The organism is Pectobacterium aroidearum, assembly GCF_041228105.1.
Lineage (GTDB): Bacteria > Pseudomonadota > Gammaproteobacteria > Enterobacterales > Enterobacteriaceae > Pectobacterium > Pectobacterium aroidearum.
The window spans coordinates 4,227,857-4,250,598 of sequence record NZ_CP166097.1 but is presented as its reverse complement, the minus strand read 5'-3'; the positions used below and the strand labels follow the sequence as shown (position 1 = coordinate 4,250,598).

14 protein-coding genes are annotated in these 22,742 nt (G+C 55.8%); all 14 read left to right on the top strand.

Annotated features, from left to right (window positions below):
* Positions 1-214: 214 nt before the first annotated feature.
* The 14 genes from AB8809_RS19130 to AB8809_RS19065 all read left to right on the top strand — a co-directional run bounded on the left by AB8809_RS19130 (position 215) and on the right by AB8809_RS19065 (position 22,669).
* The gene (locus tag AB8809_RS19130) at positions 215-436 is read left to right on the top strand and encodes a Flp family type IVb pilin (protein ID WP_010285252.1); all 222 of its coding nucleotides are present in this window, start codon (positions 215-217) and stop codon (positions 434-436) included.
* 7 nt (positions 437-443) lie between these two features.
* A complete protein-coding gene (locus AB8809_RS19125) occupies positions 444-995 on the top strand; it encodes a prepilin peptidase (protein WP_012773365.1) in 552 nt (183 codons plus the stop codon).
* 46 nt (positions 996-1,041) lie between these two features.
* Positions 1,042-1,986 (top strand): Flp pilus assembly protein CpaB, encoded by a 945-nt coding sequence (gene cpaB, locus AB8809_RS19120; RefSeq protein ID WP_180777508.1) that lies wholly within the window; start codon positions 1,042-1,044, stop codon positions 1,984-1,986.
* An 80-nt stretch (positions 1,987-2,066) separates the two neighbouring features.
* Positions 2,067-3,503 (top strand): type II and III secretion system protein family protein, encoded by a 1,437-nt coding sequence (locus AB8809_RS19115; RefSeq protein ID WP_012773367.1) that lies wholly within the window; start codon positions 2,067-2,069, stop codon positions 3,501-3,503.
* A gap of 21 nt (positions 3,504-3,524) precedes the next feature.
* Positions 3,525-4,211, top strand: coding sequence for a CpaD family pilus assembly protein (locus tag AB8809_RS19110; protein ID WP_349855276.1), 687 nt, complete (start codon positions 3,525-3,527; stop codon positions 4,209-4,211).
* A 14-nt stretch (positions 4,212-4,225) separates the two neighbouring features.
* Positions 4,226-5,425: a hypothetical protein gene (locus tag AB8809_RS19105; RefSeq protein ID WP_182101056.1), complete on the top strand. Its 1,200-nt coding sequence runs from the start codon at positions 4,226-4,228 to the stop codon at positions 5,423-5,425.
* 60 nt (positions 5,426-5,485) lie between these two features.
* Entirely contained in the window at positions 5,486-6,889 is a 1,404-nt protein-coding gene (locus AB8809_RS19100) for a CpaF family protein (RefSeq protein ID WP_349855275.1), read from the top strand.
* An 18-nt stretch (positions 6,890-6,907) separates the two neighbouring features.
* A complete protein-coding gene (locus AB8809_RS19095; protein ID WP_349855274.1) occupies positions 6,908-7,888 on the top strand; it encodes a type II secretion system F family protein in 981 nt (326 codons plus the stop codon).
* Between the two features lie 14 nt (positions 7,889-7,902).
* Entirely contained in the window at positions 7,903-8,862 is a 960-nt protein-coding gene (locus AB8809_RS19090; protein ID WP_336709365.1) for a type II secretion system F family protein, read from the top strand.
* Positions 8,863-9,077: 215 nt separating this feature from the next.
* Positions 9,078-9,929, top strand: coding sequence for a tetratricopeptide repeat protein (locus tag AB8809_RS19085; protein ID WP_180777573.1), 852 nt, complete (start codon positions 9,078-9,080; stop codon positions 9,927-9,929).
* Complete coding sequence (locus tag AB8809_RS19080; protein ID WP_012773374.1) at positions 9,929-10,489, top strand: hypothetical protein; 561 nt, start codon at positions 9,929-9,931, stop codon at positions 10,487-10,489. Before AB8809_RS19085 ends, AB8809_RS19080 begins: the two co-directional genes overlap by 1 nt.
* The gene (locus AB8809_RS19075; RefSeq protein ID WP_349855273.1) at positions 10,482-11,132 is read left to right on the top strand and encodes a hypothetical protein; all 651 of its coding nucleotides are present in this window, start codon (positions 10,482-10,484) and stop codon (positions 11,130-11,132) included. The genes AB8809_RS19080 and AB8809_RS19075 overlap by 8 nt, the downstream gene beginning before the upstream one ends.
* A gap of 178 nt (positions 11,133-11,310) precedes the next feature.
* The gene (locus tag AB8809_RS19070; RefSeq protein WP_182101058.1) at positions 11,311-12,942 is read left to right on the top strand and encodes a Tad domain-containing protein; all 1,632 of its coding nucleotides are present in this window, start codon (positions 11,311-11,313) and stop codon (positions 12,940-12,942) included.
* 58 nt (positions 12,943-13,000) lie between these two features.
* Positions 13,001-22,669 carry a beta-propeller fold lactonase family protein gene (locus AB8809_RS19065; protein ID WP_349855272.1) on the top strand — a complete coding sequence of 3,223 codons (9,669 nt, stop codon included), beginning with the start codon at positions 13,001-13,003 and terminating at the stop codon, positions 22,667-22,669.
* The last annotated feature ends 73 nt before the right edge of the window (positions 22,670-22,742 follow it).

Genomic DNA, 22,742 nt, shown 5'->3' with positions numbered 1-22,742 from the left:
ATATGAATATCTATTAATTTTCTCTGTAACGGAATTCGTGTTAATTATTGATTTATATTGATAATTTTTTGTATGTAAAGATTAACGAATATTAATGTTCTGCTGCTTGCGACGCTTGATAATAAGTCTCATTATTAATCTTATTATCATCATGGCGCCCCCGAATTCCCGAGTAGGCCATGATTTCTTTGGCTGCGAATTAGAGGCTCTTCCCATGAAAAACATGAAAGCAAAATTACGTTCTTTCCTGCGTGACGAAAGCGGTGTAACGGCAATCGAATACGGCATTCTTGCAGCGGCAATGGCGGCGGCAATTGGCGCTATTTTCGGCGGTGACGGTATCTTCGTGAAAGCGTTGAATGAGAAATTCAGCCAAATCGCCGATCAAATTACCGGTACGGGCACCAGCGGCGGTACATCCGGCGCAGCGAAATAAACGCGAGATGGCGGATTACACGCACTGGCCGCAGACGGCATTGCTGATGGGCTGCCTGCTGTGGTGCATCAGTACCGACCTGTTAGTACGCAAAATTACCAATCGGGCGGTACTGATTTTATTGCTGGGCTGGCTGTTCTTCAGCGCTTCACATGTCCTGCAATCCGGTGCGTTAGATATGTTGGCATTACGGAAAACGCTTTGGGCGCTGCCAGGTGCGGCGGCGGTATTGGTTGTGGGTTTTTTGCTTTTCCTCACCGGCAGACTAGGTGCCGGGGATGTCAAGCTGATGAGTGTGCTGTGCCTGTGGGTTGGGCAAGGGCACCAGATCGTTTTCGTCATGGTGACGGCGCTGGCTGGCGGTGTGTTGGCGCTTAGCCTGCCGCTGCTGAATACCGTACCCACAGCTGTGGCGATGGGCATTCAAACCACCAACCGGATATTCAAGAGTCGGTTGCCTATGCCACCCGCGTTGCCCGCCGACCTTTCTCAAGGCATACCTTACGGCGTCGCCATTGCGTTCGGCGCGATGTATGTCCTGATTTTTCCCTTGTTTTAATTCTGTCGCAGCTTTAAGACACACACGCTAGGGTAGGCAAGTTGAAATGAAAGTGAACTCTACATACGTACTGTCAGGCGCGCTCGTGCTGGCAGGCATTGTTGCGCTGGTGGTGCGTAGCCATCTCTCTTCTGAACCCCCTGCGCCGCCTCCGGTAGTGGCTAAAGCGCCGGAAAAAATCGCTGTCTTGGTGGCAGCAAAAGATCTGCATCCCGGTGATTTCATTGATTCTAGCTCAGTACGCTGGCAAACCACGGATGAATCAGTTTCCCGTTCGTTTAACTTCGTTCGCGGCCGGGATAGCCAGTTTCTGCTATTTGGCGCAACTCTGCGTGAAACGGTAAAGGAGGGGACACAGCTTAGCAGTAATGTTGTTGTGAAGCCCAATGAACCTGGCTTTGTTGCCGCCGTGCTGCATAAAGGGATGCGGGCTATCTCCGTTCCTACCAGCGCGATTGCGAGCAATGCTGGGCTAGTCTCAGCAGGCGATCGTGTTGATGTGATCCTCAGCATGAGACGAGACGATCAGTCAGAGTTACCCGTTAGCCGTAACCAGCCAGTTGTGATGCCACTTTTGGCTTCGCAGACCATTGTTCGTGATCTGAGAGTGCTGGCACTGAATGATAAGGTCGGTACGCCGGTATATCCACGTTTGGATGCGATGGAAGATGGCGCGGCGCTTGATGCCGCAGCCAAGAGTCGTGAGTCAGCCGTGCGTTCTCGTCCTGCTACCTATCAAACCGTCACGTTGGAAGTCACGCCGCAGCAGGCTGAGGCACTGACCGTCGCTAAAGAACTGGGAATTCTGCATTTATCGCTGCGCAGTGCCACGCAGGATGATGTTGTCGATCCGCTGAAGGAACGACAGAGCGTGACTACGGTTCCACTAGCAACCGATATCTACGGGGCGCTATCAGCAGGATCCGGCGGACACAAAGTGAAGGTCTATCGCGGTGAGCAAAAAGACGTGGTGACGTTCCCCTCCCGATAGAACGAATACGCAATCTGACAGCCTGCGAGGTGCCGCGAGCTGCTCATAGAACAATGAAGCCCATTACGGAAATTAAGTAAATGACGATGTTTTCGCTGTTTTTGAAATCGGACTTTCGGGGTACGTGCAAACGATTGCTGGCTGCTTGCCTGTTTAATGCGGTATTGCCTGTCACGCTAACGACGATGATGTTGCCTGCGACCACACTAGCTGCTGGGGTATCTACAGCGCCTATCACTGATGAAGTTCACCTAACGGTCAATCAGGGACGGTTACTCCAACTTGCTGATACACCGGATAGCGTGCTGGTGGCCGATCCGAATATCGCCAGTTTTGAACTGCCTTCGCCGGGTAACCTGTTCGTTTACGCCAAAAGTGTCGGTGTCACCACGCTCTATGCGATGGATGAAAATGGCAATGTCATCAATGCCATTCGTCTGGTGTCCGAGCATGATTTGAAAGCGCTGGGTGAACGCATGAAGCGTGAATTCCCCGGTGCGGATATCCAACTGGAAGCATCGATTCCCAGCGGTGTCATTGTGCGCGGCAGCGTAGATACCCCGCAGGATGCCAAGCGCGTCATCGACAGCATACAGGCTTACATCAGCGCGTCCTCGGGCGGGCAGGGCGGTGGTGGAGGCGGTGGCGAAAAATTGCCGGGCTCCAGCGAATCCTCCGGCAAGGTGATCAACCAACTGAAAATTAAAACGCCTTCGCAAATCAATATTCAGGTGCGTGTGGTGGAAGTGTCCCGCAAGTTGACCAGCGAACTGGGCTTCAACTGGGCGGCATCGCTGAGCACCGGCAGCGGGAATATGAGTGCGGGCAGCGGTTCGCGTCTGAATCTGTTCAACGCTACAACCGGACGATTTTCTAACCCAACAGATTCTGGCTTCCTGAACTTCGGCCGCTCCAGACTGAGTGGATTGTTAACCGCCATGAACCAGCAGGGCATGGCGACCGTATTGGCCGAACCCAACCTGACAGCGATGTCAGGGGAAACCGCCGCGTTTGCTGCGGGTGGTGAAGTACCTATCGTTTTGATCACCAACAACAGCGTCAGCATCGATTACAAATCCTACGGCGTGATTCTGCGCATGACGCCAACGCTGCTGTCTGCTAACCGCATCAGCCTGCACATTGCACCGGAAGTCAGTGAACTCACGGACGTCGGTTCCGTACAGCTGGAAGGCGGATCGCGTATTCCGGCCTTAACGGTACGTCGTGCGGATACCACGGTAGAGCTGGCCAGCGGACAGAGCTTTGCACTGGCGGGGATGTTGCGTAGCGCCGGCAGCCAGACAATCAACGGCGTGCCGGGGCTGAGTAGCGTCCCGATGTTTGGCCGCCTGTTTGAAAGCGAAGCCACCAGTCAGGAAGAAACGGAATTGGTGATTATCGCGACCGCTTATGTGGTTGAGCCGGTTAATGCAGGCGATCTTCAGACGCCGGGGCAAGGCGTAAAAATGCTGGATTCGTCCATGCCACGTTCTGCATCTATCGGCTATCTCTACTGAGTTCGCGAGGGGAAACAACACATGAAAACGATCAATAGCAATCACCCTCCGTTTCGTCCTCTGCCCTTGCGTGCAGCGGTGCTGACCGCCGTTTTTCTGCTGGCAGGCTGCGGATGGAATAAACCGATTAACGATGTACGTATGCAGCGTTTTGACCAACCTGCTCTGCAACCCATTGCCGTCCAGCCGTCATCGGTGTCCGTGCCGTTACTGGCTGCGCCGAACGGGCGGGGTTTCCTCCCTGAGTCGTTAAAGCAGCTCAATATCATGTTGAAGGATCAGGGGCGGTTATCGGCACAAACGATCACGCTGATTCCGCACAGTGCGAGCGGTGAGCAGATGGCTGGGCGACTGGCGACCGTGCTGAAAAATGCCGGCGCTAATCCACAGAATGTGAAACAGATGCGCCGTTCTACGGCGAGTGGTCAGAACGGCGATCTGGAAGTGATCTCCGAGGCGCTGGTGGTCAAAACCACCCGCTGCACGATTAATGATCCCAACCAGTTGATGGTGAAGCCTTATGAAGCCATTGGTTCTCTTGGCTGCGCCACACAAAACAATCTGGCGATGATGATCGCTGAACCACGCGATCTGATTCAGGCGAAAGCGCTGGATGATGCGGATGGCGTAGCGGCGGTGAATAGCATCGAACGCTATCACAAAGGTGAAGTGAAAGAGCTCATCGACATTAACTTTGAAGAAGATTAAGGGCGTGACATTCCATGAGTGAAATTACCCCTAACGATGGTGAAGAACTGGCGTTGCCGCTGGTGGCGTTCGCCAATGACGTACGCGATGTGGCCGATATCAGCGATCTTTTCACTCGCCTGAAACAGCCGGATGTACCGGTGATGTCCGGCGGTATTGCAGCTGCTCGTCAATGGTGTGAGCTGAATGTTCCGCCACGTATTTTACTGGTGGATCTGGAAGGCGCGCACTGGCCGCTTCCGGCACTGGAAGAGCTGCTGAGCGTCTGTGGTCCCACCAGCCAGGTGATTGCGACGGGCAAAGAGCAGGATGTCGGCTTGTACCGCGCACTGCTTCAGGCTGGCGTGGTGGATTATCTGGTCAAGCCGTTCACGCTGGATCTGCTGGCAGCAACGCTGGCGAAATGTGAAGGCCAACAGGCCGGGCCGGAATATGCCCGCATGGGCAGGACGATTGCGGTCGTCGGCGCCAGCGGCGGAAGTGGGGCAAGTACCGTCGCGATGGGGCTGAGCCGCCTGCTGTCCGGCGAGCGTCATTTGCCCGTCGCGCTGGTGGATTTCGATCGTCGTAACGGCGATCAACTGCTGCTGCAAGGGCAAACCGATGACGCAGGGCTGGCGGCGGTGTTGGAAACGCAGGAGCTGGATACCCGACTGCTCCAGCGCGCCATGCTGCGTGTGGATACCCGTTTGCATCTGCTGGCGCAAAAGCCGGAACTGGGTGAATTGAGCCCGGTGGACGTGGATAACGTACTGAATCTCGGCGGGGCGCTGTGCCGCATGTTCAACCAGGTGATCTGGGATCTGCCCAGCAGTTACCCGACCGGGGCGCTGGACGTACTGACCTACGCGGATCTGCGCATCATTGTGACGGAATTGACGCTTCAGGATGCGCGTAATGTGCGGCGCGTGCTGAATGAAATCGGTGACGAAAGTGAAGGGCAACGCCTGTTGCTGGTACATAACCAGAGCCGTTTTGCCTCGACCGCGCCGCTAAGCCGCGAGCAGTTTGAACAATTTACCGGCCGGAAGATTGATGTCGTGCTGCCGAACGCGGGCCACGCGCTGTCGCAAAGCCTGACGCTCGGCGCACTGAATCTGGCTGCGGCACCCGCTTTCCAGCAGGGATTACGCCAGTTGGTCGATCTGGCCTGCGGCGTACGCGCCAGACCGGCAGAAAAACGCTGGTTCTCGCGTTGGTTAAAACGTGCCTGATGATGTTAAGCGCTCGCCGTTTTTCAACGGGTTACAGACTGTTTTTTGGGGTTCAGGATTATGTTGATTCGCAAGAATAACCTGCAAAAAAGTGAAGCAGGAAAAAGCACGCCTCAGCCTGCGCCTGCTGCCAATGTGGCAGAACTGAAAACGCGTCCGGCTGCGGAGAACCGCACACAGCCTGCGGCGAGCTCCGCGTCTGGATCCGCTCCAGCCGCGCGCCAGACGGACAGCCGAACCAGCCAGCGCCGGATTATCCGCGCACAGCTCTACGATCAGATCGACGCGGGTAAAGCGGCGATGATGGGGCGTGACAAATTGCTGGTGCAGATCGAGACGGTGATCCGCCGCATCTGTGATGAGCAGCGCTTACAGCTTTCCCGGCAGGAAGAGGAAGCCATCGCCGCCGAAATGTTGGACGAGATGACTGGGATCGGGCCGATCCAACCGCTGCTGTCGGATGACACGGTCAACGATATTCTGGTTAACGGTGCGGGGCAGGTGTTTGTCGAGCGCTTTGGCAAACTGGAACTGTCACCAATTACCTTCATTGATGAAGAACATGTGTTTAACACCGCGCAGCGTATCGCGGCGGCAGTGGGGCGCCGTATCGACGAAGCCAGCCCGATGGTGGATGCGCGTCTGCCTGACGGTAGCCGCGTCAACGTCATCACCTATCCGCTGGCGATTGACGGCACCACGATCTCGATTCGTAAATTTATGCGCCGCAACCTGTCGCTGGAAATGCTGGCAGAGCGCCGCTGTATGTCCTACGCGATGGCGGATGTGCTGAACAAAGCGATGCAGGCACGCGTTAACGTGATCGTCTCCGGCGGAACGGGCGCGGGTAAAACCACCTTGCTGAATGCGCTGTCGCAGAAGATCGGCAGCACCGATCGCATCATTACCATCGAAGATGCCGCCGAACTGCAATTGCAGCAGGAGCACGTGGTGAGACTGGAAACGCGTCCTGTCAGCGCCGAAGGTACTGGCCGCGTCGATCAGCGCGATCTGATGCGTAACGCCCTGCGTATGCGGCCCGACCGCATCATTCTGGGCGAGGTGCGCGGCGGCGAGAGCTTTGACATGTTGCAGGCGATGAACACTGGCCACGACGGTTCGCTGTGTACGGTACACGCCAACACCTCGCGCGATGCGATACAGCGTCTGGAAAACATGGTGATGATGGCGAACATGCAACTGCCACTGATGGCGATCCGCCGCCAGATCGCCAGCGCGGTTCACCTGATCGTGCAGATCGAACGTATGCGCGACGGTATGCGCCGCGTAGTGTCCATCACAGAAGTGTGTGGCATGGAGAACGAAGTGATCCAGCTTCAGGATCTGTTCAGCTTCAACATTCAGGGGATGGATGGACAGGGTTTTTTGACGGGGGAATATGTTCAGCACATTCAGCGCCCGCAGTTCTACAGCGACAAATCGCATCTGTTTGATGCGCAGTGATGGGGTGAGGAGACGCTGATGAGTGACGCACGTCTGAACCTGATTACGCTGCTGGTGTTTTGCAGCGTGCTGATGCTGCTTCTGGCGGTCAACGCCTGGAGAAAATCACGGCAGCAGCGCATGCAGCGCGAACAACGCTGGCAGCAGATTTTGAACGAGGTCAGCCCGTCGGCTGCCGTAGTGGCATCTGATTCGATCCTGCGTGATGAGATCAGAACGCCGCTGATGGGTGTCCCGATGATTGGACGTTGGCTGGCGATCCTGTGGGCGCAGATGACGTTCATTGGCTGGAAAAAGAACCTGCTTCAACGCTCTCTTGCGCTGGCGGCGGTTAGCCTGATACTCGGCATGATTCTGGGGCAGCGCACCCTGCTGCCGCTCACGATGGGGCTGATTTTTACGCTGGTGCTGTTTGTCAGTATCGGCATGCTGCTGTTCCGTTCGACGTTGCAAAAACATCTGAAAGCGCTGCGTGAGAGCCTGCCAGAAGCGATTGATGCGATAACTCGCAGCTGCCGTGCCGGTGTCCCGGTTGCTAACACCTTCTCTATTGTCGCTGAGCACCTGACCGGGCCGCTGGCGAATGAATTCAAGACGATCGATCACTGGTTGCGGCTGGGGATTCCGCTGCGTCAGGTGATTCAGGCTTCTGCCACGCGGGTGCCGATGTCCGAATACCGTTTCTTCGTGGTAATTCTGATCATCAATCAGGAAGCGGGTGGACGACTGGGGGAAACGCTGGAGCGTCTGTCGGCCACGCTGCGTGAACGTCGCGAGTTGCAGTTGAAAGTGCAATCCAAAACGTCGGAAGCACGTGCATCCGCCAAGATTGTCGCGGCACTGTTCCCCGGCTGTCTGGCCTATTTGTACATGAAGTCGCCGGACGATTTCAGTTTCTTGTTTTCCGATCCGGTGGGAACGTCGGTGCTGATTTATGCCTTGTGCAGCGTCTCAGTCGGCATGTTGATCACGCACGTGATGGTTAAGCGAATTGGGTAAAGGGAGAGCCATTCATGACTGTTTTTGACGATCCCTTACTGCTGCTGGCGCTTGTGCTGATGGTGGTCGGGATTTACCTGGCACGTACACAGCATAAAACACAGCAATACAAGCAGTTGGAAATTCGCATGCGCGGGCATCTGCCCGCCGCCTCTATAGAGGCGGCCTCTCAGGAAAACATCCTGAGAGGCCAGGGAACCACATTATCTCCCCTGCTGGAGAAGCTGTTGCAGCCCGTTGCTACGCAGGGCGAGCGCCTATCGGGATCGGAGCGCGATCGCCGCAACCTGCGCCGCCTGCTGGATCTGGCCGGGATCCGCCGCAACGAAGCGGTAGGCTGGCTGGTGATGGGAAAATTTGCCGCCGGTGCGCTGTTCGCTATCGCGCTGGTGTGGGGATGGTTGCCGCCAGCTGACCGTGCGGGGCTGACGGGCGTTGCGGCGGGGCTGATTGGCTTCTTTGTCGGTTCTATGGTGCCGGAGTGGTGGCTGAAGTGGCGTGCGGCAAGCCGGGGCGAAAAGCTGGCGCGAGCGGTGCCGGATGCGCTGGATCTGATGGTGGTCTGTGCCGAAGCTGGTCTGCCTATCGGGCGCGTGTTGCAGGTGGTATCGAAGGAACTGGGGCTGTCTTCACCGGAGATGGCGGATGAATTGCACTATACCGCCGCCGAATTACAGATCCTGTCAGATCGTACGCTGGCGATGAAACATCTGGCGGAGCGAACCCGCGTCAGCGAGATCGAAAGTATGGTGGCGACGCTGATTCAGGCGGAGCGCTACGGTACGCCGCTGTCTCAGGCGTTGCGCACGATTGCGGATGAAAGCCGCAAGACGCTGATTCTGAGTCTGGAAGAGAAGGCGGGTAAATTGCCAGCGCAGCTGAGCGTGCCGCTGATGGCACTCATTCTGCCACCGATTATCGCCATTATGGCGTCGCCTGCACTGGTGCGAGTGGTCCGCCTGCTGGCGCAATAGTTTTTTATTTACAACACATTGATTTTTAAAATATCGATTCCCGATATATACCCTAAATAATTCGAGTTTCAGGAAGGCGGCAAGGGAAGGAATCCCGATGAGCTTACACAGGTAAGTGATTCGGGTGAGTGAACGCAGCCAACGCACATGCAACTTGAAGTATGACGGGTATGTGCCGGAAATCACGGCGGTGACAACCGATGGAGTTATCGAAGATGGTCGATCTGGTAGCAAAACTTAAGCGCGGCGCGCCCATGCTGGCACTGCTGATTGTCAGCACCGTGCTGGCGGGATGCGGCAGCTCGATGGCGATTAAAGGCAGTAAAGATGAAGGACTGCGTCTGGCACGCCTGCTGCGCGATCAGGGACGTGTTGAGGCCGCGACGGAAGTGTACGCGCGTCTCGACAGCCGCGATGCACTGAAAGGCGCAGAGATGCTGGAGTATGCCAGCGTCGCAGCGCTGGCGCGTTCACCGCAGCAAACGCTGGAACTGTACGGGCGAGCACGTCAGGCGTTGGGCGGCGATACCAACAAAATGACGCCGGAAGAAGCGCTGGCGGTGTGTCTGGGAATGGGGCGTGCGCAACTGGCATTAGGACGTAATTCGATGGCGCAAGCCGACTTTGCCTGTGCGCTAAAAGCACAGCCGAACGATGCAGGCGCTCTTAACGGCATGGGCGTGGTGATGGATGCCTCAGGTAAACACGCAGAAGCGCGCCAGCTGTTTGAAAAAGCGTTGCAGATAAACCCGGCAGATGTCGCGGCACTCAACAATCTGGCGCTCTCATGGCTGGCAAGTGGCAACGCGGATAAAGCCATTTCTCTGCTGCGCTCGGTGGATGAGAGTAACGCAACCGGCAGACTGAATCTGGCGCTGGCCTACCTTTCTGGCGGCAGAGAGGATGACGCACGTTCGGCGTTGGCGACCATTGCACAGCCACAGCGTATTGATGGCTTGATCGACGAGCTGCATCAGCGTCTACAGCAGATGCAACAGGATAAATCCCGTGGCGAAGCGCTGCTGCTGTCCAGCCGTCAACGCCTGCAATTGAGTTCGCCTGAGTAATGGCGTGGCTTCGTAATCTCGGCCCGTGGCGTGATGAAGGCACCGTGCAAGGAATCGTGCCGCGCCATGAACGTCACTGGCGCAGCACGCACGGCGTGATCGCGACGGAAGTGGCGTTTCTGGTGCCGGTAGTGCTGGTCGGGGTGATGATGCTGTTTGAACTGGCGCGCATCGGGCTGGTGATTGCCGCTGGCAGCGCTGCGCTGGATAAAGCGGTGCAGGCTTTCCGCCTCGACAATCTGGCGTCGGACAGCGCGGAACAGATGGGAACGCGCCTAAAGGCACGGATGGTTGAAGCGGGATACGGCTACCTCAAGGAAGATGATTTAACCGTCAGCGTGTTGCACTTTGACAATCTGAGTCAGCTTGGCGGGCTGACGAACGGCAATAGCAGTCAGGACAACCCCAATGGCGAAGAGACGACAACGCTCCCCGTGTGGTCCGTGACGGTGCAGATTAAAAAGGCGTTTATTACGCCACTGCCGGAGGTGTTAACGCTGGGAGACACCTTCCGCTATCAGTACAAACATGTGTTTGGGACGGAACTGCGCAATGACTGATCGTTCATTGAAAACTGGTCGTTCATTGAAAACCAGCCGTTCGTTGAAACCCGGCTATTTCCTGAATGGACTCCGCCGCTTCTGGTTTTCTCGTTGTGCTTCTACCGCGGTAGAAACCGCGCTGGCGTTTCCGATTGTGTTGGCGATTGGTTCGCTGTGTGCGGATATCTACACCGTCGGGCTGGAGCGTACGCGTATGGAACAGCGTGCGGGTGCCATCGCGTCAATACTGGCGATGCAGCAGAAGCTGGATGAGAAAGGCTTGCAAGGTCTACTCGATACGGTGCTGCCAACGGAAGGGTTAGGCAATTACCAACTGTTAATCAGCAACGTGCGTCAGACCGGCGAGCTGTACTGGCAGTTAAGCAAAGGGACAGCAGAGTCGCTGTGTGCGGAAAGTGAAACGCTGCCGGATGAAGAGTATCTCCCTGAACTACCGGAAAGGGATCGCGAGGAAGGCAGCAAGAACACCTCCATGATGGTGGTCGAGATCTGTCGTCAGGGGAAAGATGTGAGCCTGTTGGGCGGGTTGTCGCTGGGGGGACTGCTGCACGCCTCGTCGGTCAACCGGGTGGCTATCGGTGTGGTTGAACTGGATGACGTACTCAGAAAAGAGGCCGGTCTGGAAGAAAAAGATCAATAGCTACGGTTTTATAGAAAATACAGAAGCGGCAAATAGATCGCAAACGGTAGCGAGAGCCTCGTTACCGAAAATAACGAAACCATTAAGACAAATAACGTGTGAGCCATGTCGTTTTTATTTTCCCGCTTGATGGGCGGGTTGAGTACGCGCTGAATCCAGGTATACAGGATAGGAAGGAATGAAAAAAACCTTACAGAACAGAAGAGTAAAAAAAGACGATAGCAGAACCACTCTGTTCTGGCGTGAACACCTGTCTGCTTTTATTCAGCAGGAAAAGGGGGCAGGCACAGGGTTTTATGTGCTGGGGGCGATGGCCTTATTGGTGACGGCGGCTTTTATCGTCGATACCTCTACGGCAACCGGTGATGCGACGCAAATCAAACGCGCGACGGATGCCGCTGCGCTGGCTGTCGGGCATCAGGCGACCATTAATGGTGAAGAATACAGTCAGGAAGAGACTAATAAGCTGGCGTATGAATACGTCAAAAATAATCTGGGGATGAATAAGGCCCTAAGTGAAAAACTGGTGGCGAGTGATGTATCCGTTGCGGAAGGACGTAACAGCGCGACGCGTAAAACCTATACCGTCACCGTCGCTTTCGAAACCAAACCCAGCCTGATGAGCCTCGGGGCGAGAAAGCAGGAAGTGTATTCGACTGCTGAGGTCATCAACCGTCCGACTGAAATTGCCCTTGTTATGCCAGTGACGGGGGATATGAGTGATGCCGATATCCGTTCGCTGAAAAGCGTTAGCCGCTCGTTTGTCGAACGCATGTTGAGCAGCGCGGACGGTAAACGCGACAACCTGTGGCTCTCACTGGTGCCGTACAGCCAGTCGGTGAATGTGTATGACGCGGAAGACGCGAATCGCATTCGTCGCTGGTCTACGCCGAGTGCGCTAAACCCACCGGAGCTGCGTTCACTGTTTGCCAGCGGGGTTGTCAGCAGCCTCGCCGATCGTCGTTTCCCGGATCGCCGGGCGAATTTGCTGTGCATGTACCGTGGGCTGGGCCGAGAAGAAAACTTCTTCTGGGACGAGCCGCCCGTTGGGCAATTCCGCGTGTACTACCGCCACGATTTGCCGCAAAACGGCAGCCCCGGCGCACCGCCGATTACCTGGCGTGGCCCTAACCCCGATCTCTATCCGTGGGATAACAACTCCGATGCCGTAGACACCCGCTTTATCGTCGCGGATCGAGGGTGCCCGAATGCCGCATTGATGCCGCTGACCAATGAAGAAAGCAAGTTGAATCAGCGTATTGCCGAGTTTACCCCACGCTTTAACACCAACTATGCGATCGCAATGTCATGGGCAGGGGCGGCGCTGTCACCCAACATGCGTGGTTCAGACGGCTGGGGCGATACGACGCTACCGCTGGATTTCAATCTGGACGGCAATGGTGATGGGCAAAAGGTGATCGTCATGATGGCTAACACCATCGGTAACTGGTTCGACACCGACAGCTACAACTTCAATCGTAACGAATTTCGTGGCTCGACCGGAACGGATCCTGCCCGTTCCTTTGCCGCACAGCGCTTCCAGGATCTGTGTTCCAGCTTCCGCGCGCGCAACATCAAATTTTATTTTGTCGGTATTCGTCCCGGCGACCCTGAAGACTTTGGCCGCAACCTGTTCGACAGAGAAGCGACGCCGGGCCTGCTGGTCTGTACCGAGGGCGAAAAACGCATGAGCTTTATCGATGGTGCAGGCTTCGGCGCAGAGGGCGTTGAGGATCAATTGATTCAACGGTTGGATCGTATCGCCGGCCAGATCGAAACCGAGGGCGGCTATGTTCGGCTGGTTGAATGACCGCTGAATGTAGCCAGGAATGACGCGCTTTGCCCCTTTTATTACAGGACATGACACGATGACTTTTTCCCGCTCAAAATCTGGTTCAGGCTTAACGCGCACGCCGCGTCAGGCGTGGGTATTGGAACCGCGCATGATGTTTGATGCCGCCGCTGTGGTGACCGCGGTGGATGTGGCGGCACACGTTGCGGCAACAGACACGGCACCCGGCGTTGATGCTACGCCGGTTAAGGCGACGGTCACTATTACCGACTCCAGCGACAGCTTTGCATCGATTGATCTGTTCAGCGAGGTTCGCGTATCGGCGGATAAAGGTGGGCAGGAACTGAAAGATCTGGTGATTACCGTCAATCGCACGGGCGCGAATCAGGCAATTGTCATCGACGGTACTGAAATTACGTTGGAAGCCGCTAATGGCGCAAAAACGACGGAAGGCGATGGAAAATACGGCTATACCGTTGCGGTTAGTGGTGGGACGACAACCATCACCGTTAGCATTGCTTCATCTGACGCATTTCAGCCCAATGACGTCGCGAAGCTGATCGACGGTATTGCCTATAAGCCACTCGATAAAACCGTGGCCGGTGGGGATGTCACGGTGACGCTGAAAAGCCTGAGCGATGAGAGCGACACGGCCGATCTGAATATCCACTCGACCATCACTATCGATAGCAAAATCAACGTAGCGCCAGTGGTGTCTGCATCGGATGCGCCCGAACTGGCTGAATTGATCGTCGTGCCCGGTATGGAGGCTCCACAGGATGTACGCTACTCCAGTAATGGCGAGTATGCCTACGCCATAGGAAGCGATGGCACACTGGGGGTCTTTACCGTCGGCGAACATGGCAAACTGACGCTGAGCCAAACGCTGAGCGATATCAGTGCGCTCAAAGATGTGAAAGACATCGCGCTGAGTGCGGACAACCGTTCACTTTATGCCATCACGGGCGATAAAAATATTGTTGCACTTAGCCTGGATGATAACGGGCAGGTCATTCAGGTCGATGGCAGCTATACCCAAACTACCCCTTCGCAAAACGGCAATATTACCGGACTGGCCGTCTCCAGCGATGGTACTCAGGTTTATGCCACTACACAGTGGAACGGCATGGTCGTCTTTACTCGCGATGCGACGACGGGCGGCCTGACGCTACTTCAGGTGGTGAATGACAGCGGAATCGATCGCAGTGGTATCGTGGCGAGCAGCGGTAACTATGTGGTCACGATTGGGATGGGAGCAAAGCACACGCTGTCGGTTTTCCAGCGGAGTGATAGCGGAAAATTAATCTCTGTCGCGACATTGGAAACGTCTGGGGAAGGCTATGGTGCGGTAGATTACCAACTGGCGATCTCGAAGGATCAACAGTTCATCTACGTCGCCGATCCTGATAACGGCGAAATTAGCGTCTACCAACTGCGCGATGGTACTGAAGGGAAGACGCTGGCCCGTACGGATACGAAAACGCTGGAAGGTGTCAACGCAGTCTATCTTAACGCCGACGGGAGCCAGCTCTATGCTTTGAGCAGCGAAGGCGCATTGCAGATTTATAGCGTCAACGCCTCTACGGGAGCACTAAGCGAAAGCGGCCAGATTACGAATATTGGCGATACGCGTGGCATGGTGCTGTCACCCGATGGGCAATCACTCCTGATCGCGGGTGAGGCCATTCAGCGCTTTAGCGCCTTACGCACTTACCTCTACGGCAGCGACTTACCGTTTGCCGATCATATTGCGCTTTCGGATAGCAATCTGGATGTGTTAAACGATGGTGCCGGAAACTATAACGGCGCGGTGATAACTATCGGTCGTGAAACGCCTTCCGCAGACGATCAATTCGGCCTAAGCGCAGGCAACAACCTGACGCTGCAAGATGGCAAAGTTCTGCAATCAGGCACGGAAATTGGAACGTTCACGCAGAATCAGGGCGTGCTTAGCGTCACCTTTACCGCTGATGTAACGAAAGAAACCGCCAATGCCGTCCTGAAGCAAATCACCTACCGCAACATCGGTAGCCAGAGCGCTACCGAGACGGTGGTGCTGACGGTGACCGCGAACGATGGCGAGCTGAACAGCACGGTGACCACGGTCGCGTTGCTGCTGACTGCCAACAGTGCGCCAACGCTGGTTAGTCAGGGCGGAAGCAGCCTGACGCTGGATACGCGTGGCGCCTCCGTCACGATATTCAAAGATACCGCTGTGAATACCGGAGAAGCTGGACAGGCACTGACCAAACTGTCGATAGGCATTGATGGCCTAAACAACCCGCATCAGGAATACCTGACTGTTGATGGCACGGTCATCGATCTGAGCAAAGACAGCGCGGGCACGACGGTGAGCGGCTATCAGTATAGTTACACGTATAACGCCCTGAGCGGCGAGTCTTCACTGGTGCTGAGTAGCGTTCAAGGCATCAGCAGCATGGCGGTGATGAAGTTGGTCGATGGCCTGAGCTACTCGACTGGTAAAGAGAGCACTAGCGCCAGCGGTTTACGTACCATCACCTTAACCGAGTTGCAGGATAACGGCGGCACCGCCAATGGCGGCAGCGATACCGCGACGCTGACGGTTTCTGGCAGCGTTAATCTGGCCTTCAACGAACTTCCAACGATCGAGGCAACCTACTCCCCCGATGCCGCGCTGTTTTATAACGACGGAAAGCTCAGTGATTACAATGAACGCGTCTCGGCGATCAGTGTCTCGCAGGATGGGAAAACCCTGCTGGTCACCGGTAGTGAAGGGAACAATAACAGCGGCAAAACCTACCTGCGCGTTTACGCTCGTGATGCGGAAAGCGGCAAATTAACACTGTTACAAAGCTTCACGCAGGGCGAACAGGATGATCCATCTACTCCTGCGATTGAAGTTAACGGCCTGAACACCATCACCACGCTGGCACAGTCAAAAGACGGCAGTAGCGTCTATGTGGCGGGAGGCAGCGGAAGCGCCTACTCGCTGGTGCAGTTTAGCCGTGATGCCACAACGGGACTGCTGAGCTATGTCGGCGTAGTTGCCACGCAGGGCGTGAATGGCGTCAGCGGCCTGGATGCGGCAGTTTCCGAGATCGTGCTGTCCGAAGATGGCACCTCGCTGTACACCATTAACGGTGTGACACCGACGGATGGCTCTACGGGTAAAAACGCGATTACCTTTTTCTCGCGTGATACCACCTCCGGTGCGCTGACGTTTGTCGGCTCGCTGGTTGGCAGCGACACCATTCCGGTGAGAAGCCCGAGCGGCATCGTGCTGTCCAGTGACGGCACATCGGCGTATATCTCCAACCTGGGGAATCACAGTATTACCGTGTTGTCGCGCGATGCCGCAACGGGCAGCCTGAACTACGTCACTACGATCAATAAAACGACGATAGCGGCTGATGCGAACAGCGCGGAAATTCCGAAGGACGACCGTTATCTCACTGGGTTGCAGGATATCGTGATCTCCCCTGACAACCGCTTTGTCTATGTGTCCTCAAATACTCAGGGCACCGTCTCGATTTTCAGCCGTGATGTGGACACCGGGTCGCTGACCTATGCTGGGACATTGGATTTGTATAATGCAGGACATATTCCTGCGAATGCGCTGTCACTGCGTGAACTGGTGATATCCGAAGACGGTTCGGCGTTGTATGTTGCTGCGCTCGGTAGTCAGTCAGTGCTGGTGTTTGGCCGCGATAGCGATTCTGGTGCCTTAACCTACCGCAATAGCGTTGAACTCTCGATTAACACGGTTAACCATCTTGCCGTCAGTGCGGATGGTAAGAATATCTATGCCGGGGTCAGTTCGTTCTTTGCCGGGCTGAACGTGCTCAATGCGGCAGCTAATGCGCCTTATAGCCAAACGACGGATGCCCCGTTTGCCACGAGCGTCACACTGTCAGATCAGGAACTGGACGCCGCCGATGATTACAAGGGTGCATCTATTGCCATTAGTCGCAATGGCGAAGCATCGGCAAATGATCGCTTTGCTTTCCAGAATGGGAACGGGTTAACGCTGTCCGGCAACGAGATTCAGTATCAGGGCACGACCATTGGCACCTTCAACGTGAGTGAAGGGACGGTGAAGGTGGTGTTTACCGACAGCGTCACTAAAACGGTCGCCAATCAGGTTCTGCATCAGGTGACTTACCGTAATGATGGCGATGCGGCTGGTACATCGATTCCGTTGAATATCACCTTTAGCGACGGCGGTAAGGAGACCAGTCTGCTATTGACGCTGGTGCCGAATAAGCCGCCTGTGGTGGATAACGTCGAGTACGTGCCGCCGTCTGGTACAGCAGGACACTCGTATAGTGCAGAACTGCCAGAAGATCTGTTCCGCGATCCTGAAAATGGTGCGCTGACGTGGCAGGTGAACGGACTTCCTGCTGGGTTAACCTTCGATCCTGAAACGCGCACGATTTCTGGTACACCCGCGCTTAATGGGGCGGGAAGCTTCTCTATTACCGTCGTGGCAACCGATGGATCGGGCGAACAGGCGGAGCGGACGCTGACATTAACCGTTGCCTCCGACCCTGCACAAATCCCGACGATCGGCGGCGAATCCAGCGCCCTTCAGAATGATTACAATCTTGACGGCAATGACTCTAATAATTATGTGGATGTACTGAGCGGGGTAAAAGACACCGCGTTGTCTGCTGACGGAAAAACTCTCTACGTTGTCAGTTCGCCTGATAGTGGTTCAGCGGTACTGAGCGTGTTTGTCCGTAACGAAGAAGGCAAATTTACCCTGTCGAAGACCTTCTACAACTATCGCTCCGTGTATAACGATGAAACGGGACAGCTTGATAAGATTGTGGACAATGCCGCGTTGGCGGGGGCATCAGACGTTACCCTGTCTGCCGATGGGCAGTACCTGTATGTGGTAGGCAGTGAAGGCAACGCGGTGACCCTTTTCCGCATTGGCAGCGATGGGGAACTGACGCAAGCCGGTGTCCTCGATCAGGCGGCACTAGGTGGCCATTCGCTGGATGTGCGTTCTCACATTGTTTCTCAAGGCGATTACCTCTATCTCACCGCTGCCCAGTCTGGCAGTGATAATGACAGCCGCAGCGTGCTGGTGTTTAAGCGCGGGACGGACGGTAGCCTGACGTCGGTTTCTCAGACCGATAACCTGATCGGGGCGAGCCGTCTCGTGCTTGATCCTGAAGGGCGTTACCTGTTCGTGTCGGGTTCAGGTGATACGGTTGATATGGTTGGTATCACGGGTTTCAGTATTGATGCTGAGGGCAAGTTAACTCAGGTTGCCCAGATTCGTGCTGAAGGCGATGACCCGTACTACATCAATTCACTTGCCCTCTCACCTGATGGCAAGACCCTGTATGCGATTAATGCTGATGGCATTCAGTACACGCTCAATACGATAACGGTGGGGGTCGATGGGGCACTCTCGCTGGTCGCAACGGTGCCGTTTGTCAATGACGGGGGGGATACTGGTGAAGCGCTGGCAACCGGTCTGGTTGTCTCTGCCGATGGCACGGCGCTGTTCGTGATTGGTAAGAATATTTCTGTTTTCGCTCGTGCCGAGGATGGCAGTCTGACGCTGAAACATACGATTAGCGGCGGCTGGGATAGCCCGCTCAATATTTCCTTCTCGGATCTACAAAATGTAGAACTGAGTGTAGACGGTAAGCAACTGTACCTGATTGGCGGCGATAAAGTTCATGTGTTGAATGTCGGGACAGCGGGTGCCACCTATACCGAAAAGACTGACGCAACGGTACTGCTGCCGTCAGGCCGTTTGTCCGATCCGCAGCTAGATGCGTTAAATAACGGTGCGGGTAACTATAACGGTGCCAGCATCACAGTAGGCCGACAAGAAGGTGGCCTACCGGAAGATACCTTCGGCTTTAAGGCCGATAACGGCTTAGCGCTGGACGGTAACAATATCGTCAAAGATGGCACCACGATCGCTACCTTTACGCAGGTTGATGGCGTGCTGAAGGTGACCTTTACGGCAGCGGTGACAAAAGCTGATGCGCAAAATGTGTTGCGTCAGATTACCTACCAGAACACCAGTCAGGATCCTGAACATGCGGGATCGTCGCCGACATTCGTCTTTAGCATTAATGACGGTGACAATAACGTTGCGACGATGGACGTGACGGTTAATCTGATCGGCGTAAACGATCCGGCTGTGCTGACCACGACGGTGCTGAATCCACAGATTCCGGGCAACGGCGAGTTCGTTAAGCTGTTTAAAGATACGCATATCGACACCATTGAGAGCGGGCAAACTATCTGGCAGGTGGTGCTGACGTTTGATGTGTCAGGGCCCAATGAGACGATCAGCGTCGATGGCAGTACGATCGTGCTCGAAAAATCTAACGGTACACCGCGCACCGCCAGTGGGTTGCAATATTCTGTTGAGGTGAAAGACGGTAAAGCAACGGTTCTCCTGTACGTCGGGAAAGACGGTAGTGGCACTGCCGCGATCATTGACAGCATCGGCTACAACTATCTGGGTAGCGACGCTAGCGGGGAACGCCATGTTACCTTGATGATCAAGGAGAATAACTATAGCGGCAGCGCACCGGAAACCACGTTAGAGCAGGCAATTACCTTAACACTGGTGCCTGCGGCAGAGACCAATACTGCGCCAGTCATTACGGTTCCGGGCACTACGCCGACGTATACCGAGCGTGCCGATCCTATTGTGTTGGCACCGGATGCGACAGTGTCCGATGCGCAGATGGATAAACTTAACGGTGGCAAGGGTAACTACGACGGCGCGACGCTCAAGATTACGTTGGGTGACGGGAAAACAGCACTCGATAAGCTCGGTTTTAACGCGGGTAACGGCCTGACGCTATCCGGCGATACGCTGCAAAAAGACGGCGTTACCATCGGTCAGGTCAGCAATAAAGACGGTGTGCTGACGATCCGCTTTAACGCGAATGCGGGCACTATCCCCACTACGGAAGATGTGCAGAACACGCTACGTCAGGTTACTTACGCCAGCGACAGCCATACGCCTGCTGCACAGGTTGCGGTGACCGTCACGTTGTCCGATCGTTATCTGGAGTCTCAGGTTACGGCCTTGTCGGTAACGATTACCGCGATCAACGACACGCCTGTCGTGGCGAACGATCCGGTGCTCTCCGCCGATGAATTGCGTCTGGTGAATGCGTATACCGCGATCGCCGGGCTAGGCACGGTGAAGAGTGCCGCTCGCACGACAGACGGACTGGCGCTGTATGTCAGCGATGATAAAGGGGCGATTGCCTTATTCCAGCGTGATGCGAACAGCGGCGAATTAACCTATGTGCGGACCTTTGCCGCCGTTGAAGGCGTCGGAGGGATCAGTCAGCTACAGGTTTCCGCCGATGGCAACAGCGTGTATGCACTGCGTGCCGACGGTAACGCGATTGTCTGGTTTAGCCGCGATGCTGAAGGCAATCTGGAGCATAAAGAAACCATCGTTGATAACTACGATATACATAAAAGCAACCTCTACGACATCAAAGGCATCACCCTGTCTGATGATGGTAAGACGCTGTATGTCATCAACAACTACAACCTTCTCTGGTTTACCCGCGATACGGCCACAGGCAAGCTCGATTATGTGGGATTGATTGAAGGGGGGATGTGGAGTGAGCCCTATCTGTGGCAACCCAGTGAAATAGTCAGCCGCGGTAATCTGCTCTTTGTGACGACGAACACCAGCAGTGGTTCATCACTGATTGTGTATACGCGTGGTGACAACGGCGAGCCGACGCTATTGGGATACACCCGTGACGTTACCGATGCTTCGGGTAATACCGTACAACTCTCTGGACTGGAACAGATAACGGTTAGCGCCGATGGCCGTAGCATTGTTGTTGCCAGTGCAGATCACATCGATGCCTTCGCGTTGGATACGGCAACGGGAACCTTCACACACCTTGCCCGCGTTGCGACGGAAGGCACGGTGAATGGTATCGCTTTCTCTGCGGATGCGCGGGTGCTGTACGTTACGCAAAGCGACGGTTCGCTGACTCGCTATGTGTTGAATGGTCAGGCGCTGACAAAACTCGATACGCTGAAAAATGACGGGGCGGGCTTTGCCCATCTGTTGCCCGTTGACGGTGGTCTGATTGCGCTCGGCAATGGCGTGACGGTGCTGGATGAAGTCTCTCGCCTGCCGGTTTATCGCATCGATGGTCCGGCGGTTATCGTTGCGCCGTCGCTCGTCTTCAGTGATGCGGAACTGGATGCGCTGAACGGAGGAGCAGGAAACTATCAGGGCGCTTCGATCACGCTACAGCGAGGTGAAACGGCATCAGCAGGCGATCGCTTCGATTTTACTGCGGGCAATGGCTTCACGTTGGCGAATGGCGTAATTAGCAAAGACGGGCAAGCGGTAGCGACCTTCACACAGGCAGAAGGCAAGCTCACCATCACCTTCACTGCCGCTATTTCCCGTGCGGACGCGACGGCGCTGGCTCGCCAGATTAGCTGGGCGACAAGCGCACCGCTGACGGGGAACGCGACATCGTTGACGCTGGTGCTCAATGACGGTGAAACCGACTCTACAGCGCAAACACTTGGCGTGACGCTGTCAAGAGAGGTTAACCAGCCGCCTGTTGGCCATGCAGAATTATTCACCCCGCCAATGGCACAGGTTGGCACTCGCTGGTCCTATACCTTACCCAATAACCTGTTCAGCGATGCGGAAAACGATACGCTGACGTTGTCGATCAACGGTCTGCCGAACGGGCTGACGTTTGATGCCGTAACGCGCACGATCGGCGGCGATCCGGCTGTTTCAGGAACGTTCAACCTGACGATTACCGCCACGGACAGCGCGGGCAACGCGACGGCGCTGAATGTGGCGCTGACGGTCAACGCCGCGTCGACGCCGGTTGATCCCGGTACGCCGACGGAGCCGGCCAATCCTGACAACACCGCCACAGCGGCACCGGTGATTTTGGTGCAGCAGGGCGTGAGCCTGCCCGCCGATGCGGATGAAAGAGAGCGTGAACAGCCGCTGGGCGCGATTGTCGCCGATCTGTCTCGCCCGGAGGCGCAAGCGCTACCAACCAACATTGTCGCTGAGCCTGCACGGCAGCGTGATGCGGGTTCGACACGGCAGTCTGATGCGCCTTGGGTACTCGATCCGGTGATGTCACAGCTCATGCCGACGCTGGATCAGGTCAACTTCTCTTCGCGTGCCAGCACCACCGTGCGTGACAGCGCCGCCGTTTCTCCGACGGATTCCAACCTGTTCCTGAGCGTGCGCGGTCAGACAACGGCGCTGGAATCGGCATTCAGCAGCGTGCAGGGCGCGTTACAGCCGGATGCCTCCGGCGCGCTCGCCTTTAGCCTGCCGCAGCGCATGTTCAGCGTGCGTGAAGGCAATGCCACGCTGACGCTGCAACTGGCGAACGGGCGTCCTCTGCCTGCGTGGGTGCAGTTTGATGCCCGCAGCGGCGTGGTGCGCATTACCGATGCCAGTGCCGTGCAGGTTAATCAGATTCAACTGGCGTTGAAAGCGCAGGCCGCAGATGGCACCAGCCGGATCGTACCGATTACGCTGCAAACCGGACAGGGTGCTGGCGCCGAGATGGCGACTGACCGTGGTGCGATGCAAGGGCCAGCCAACCCCACGATACAGCCCGCTGAAAGCCGGGATGTCGAACGGTTAGCGTCTGCGGGGAAAACCGCCTTTACCGAACAACTGCGTCAGCATCAGCCGGAACAAGATGCGCTGCTGGCGGCGCTCAGTGAACTGAGCAGCCTGCGTACATAGCACACGTAGGCTGAATATTAAGACGAGATTTTATTTACTTAACCACTAACCCTGGCGCTGGCAGGCGGGAGTT

What these genes read in the sequence shown, in the direction of transcription:
- AB8809_RS19130 (WP_010285252.1), top strand. Translation starts at nt 215, where the DNA reads ATGAAAAACATGAAAGCAAAATTACGTTCTTTCCTGCGTGACGAAAGC.
- AB8809_RS19125 (WP_012773365.1), top strand. Translation starts at nt 444, where the DNA reads ATGGCGGATTACACGCACTGGCCGCAGACGGCATTGCTGATGGGCTGC.
- cpaB (WP_180777508.1), top strand. Translation starts at nt 1,042, where the DNA reads ATGAAAGTGAACTCTACATACGTACTGTCAGGCGCGCTCGTGCTGGCA.
- AB8809_RS19115 (WP_012773367.1), top strand. Translation starts at nt 2,067, where the DNA reads ATGACGATGTTTTCGCTGTTTTTGAAATCGGACTTTCGGGGTACGTGC.
- AB8809_RS19110 (WP_349855276.1), top strand. Translation starts at nt 3,525, where the DNA reads ATGAAAACGATCAATAGCAATCACCCTCCGTTTCGTCCTCTGCCCTTG.
- AB8809_RS19105 (WP_182101056.1), top strand. Translation starts at nt 4,226, where the DNA reads ATGAGTGAAATTACCCCTAACGATGGTGAAGAACTGGCGTTGCCGCTG.
- AB8809_RS19100 (WP_349855275.1), top strand. Translation starts at nt 5,486, where the DNA reads ATGTTGATTCGCAAGAATAACCTGCAAAAAAGTGAAGCAGGAAAAAGC.
- AB8809_RS19095 (WP_349855274.1), top strand. Translation starts at nt 6,908, where the DNA reads ATGAGTGACGCACGTCTGAACCTGATTACGCTGCTGGTGTTTTGCAGC.
- AB8809_RS19090 (WP_336709365.1), top strand. Translation starts at nt 7,903, where the DNA reads ATGACTGTTTTTGACGATCCCTTACTGCTGCTGGCGCTTGTGCTGATG.
- AB8809_RS19085 (WP_180777573.1), top strand. Translation starts at nt 9,078, where the DNA reads ATGGTCGATCTGGTAGCAAAACTTAAGCGCGGCGCGCCCATGCTGGCA.
- AB8809_RS19080 (WP_012773374.1), top strand. Translation starts at nt 9,929, where the DNA reads ATGGCGTGGCTTCGTAATCTCGGCCCGTGGCGTGATGAAGGCACCGTG.
- AB8809_RS19075 (WP_349855273.1), top strand. Translation starts at nt 10,482, where the DNA reads ATGACTGATCGTTCATTGAAAACTGGTCGTTCATTGAAAACCAGCCGT.
- AB8809_RS19070 (WP_182101058.1), top strand. Translation starts at nt 11,311, where the DNA reads ATGAAAAAAACCTTACAGAACAGAAGAGTAAAAAAAGACGATAGCAGA.
- AB8809_RS19065 (WP_349855272.1), top strand. Translation starts at nt 13,001, where the DNA reads ATGACTTTTTCCCGCTCAAAATCTGGTTCAGGCTTAACGCGCACGCCG.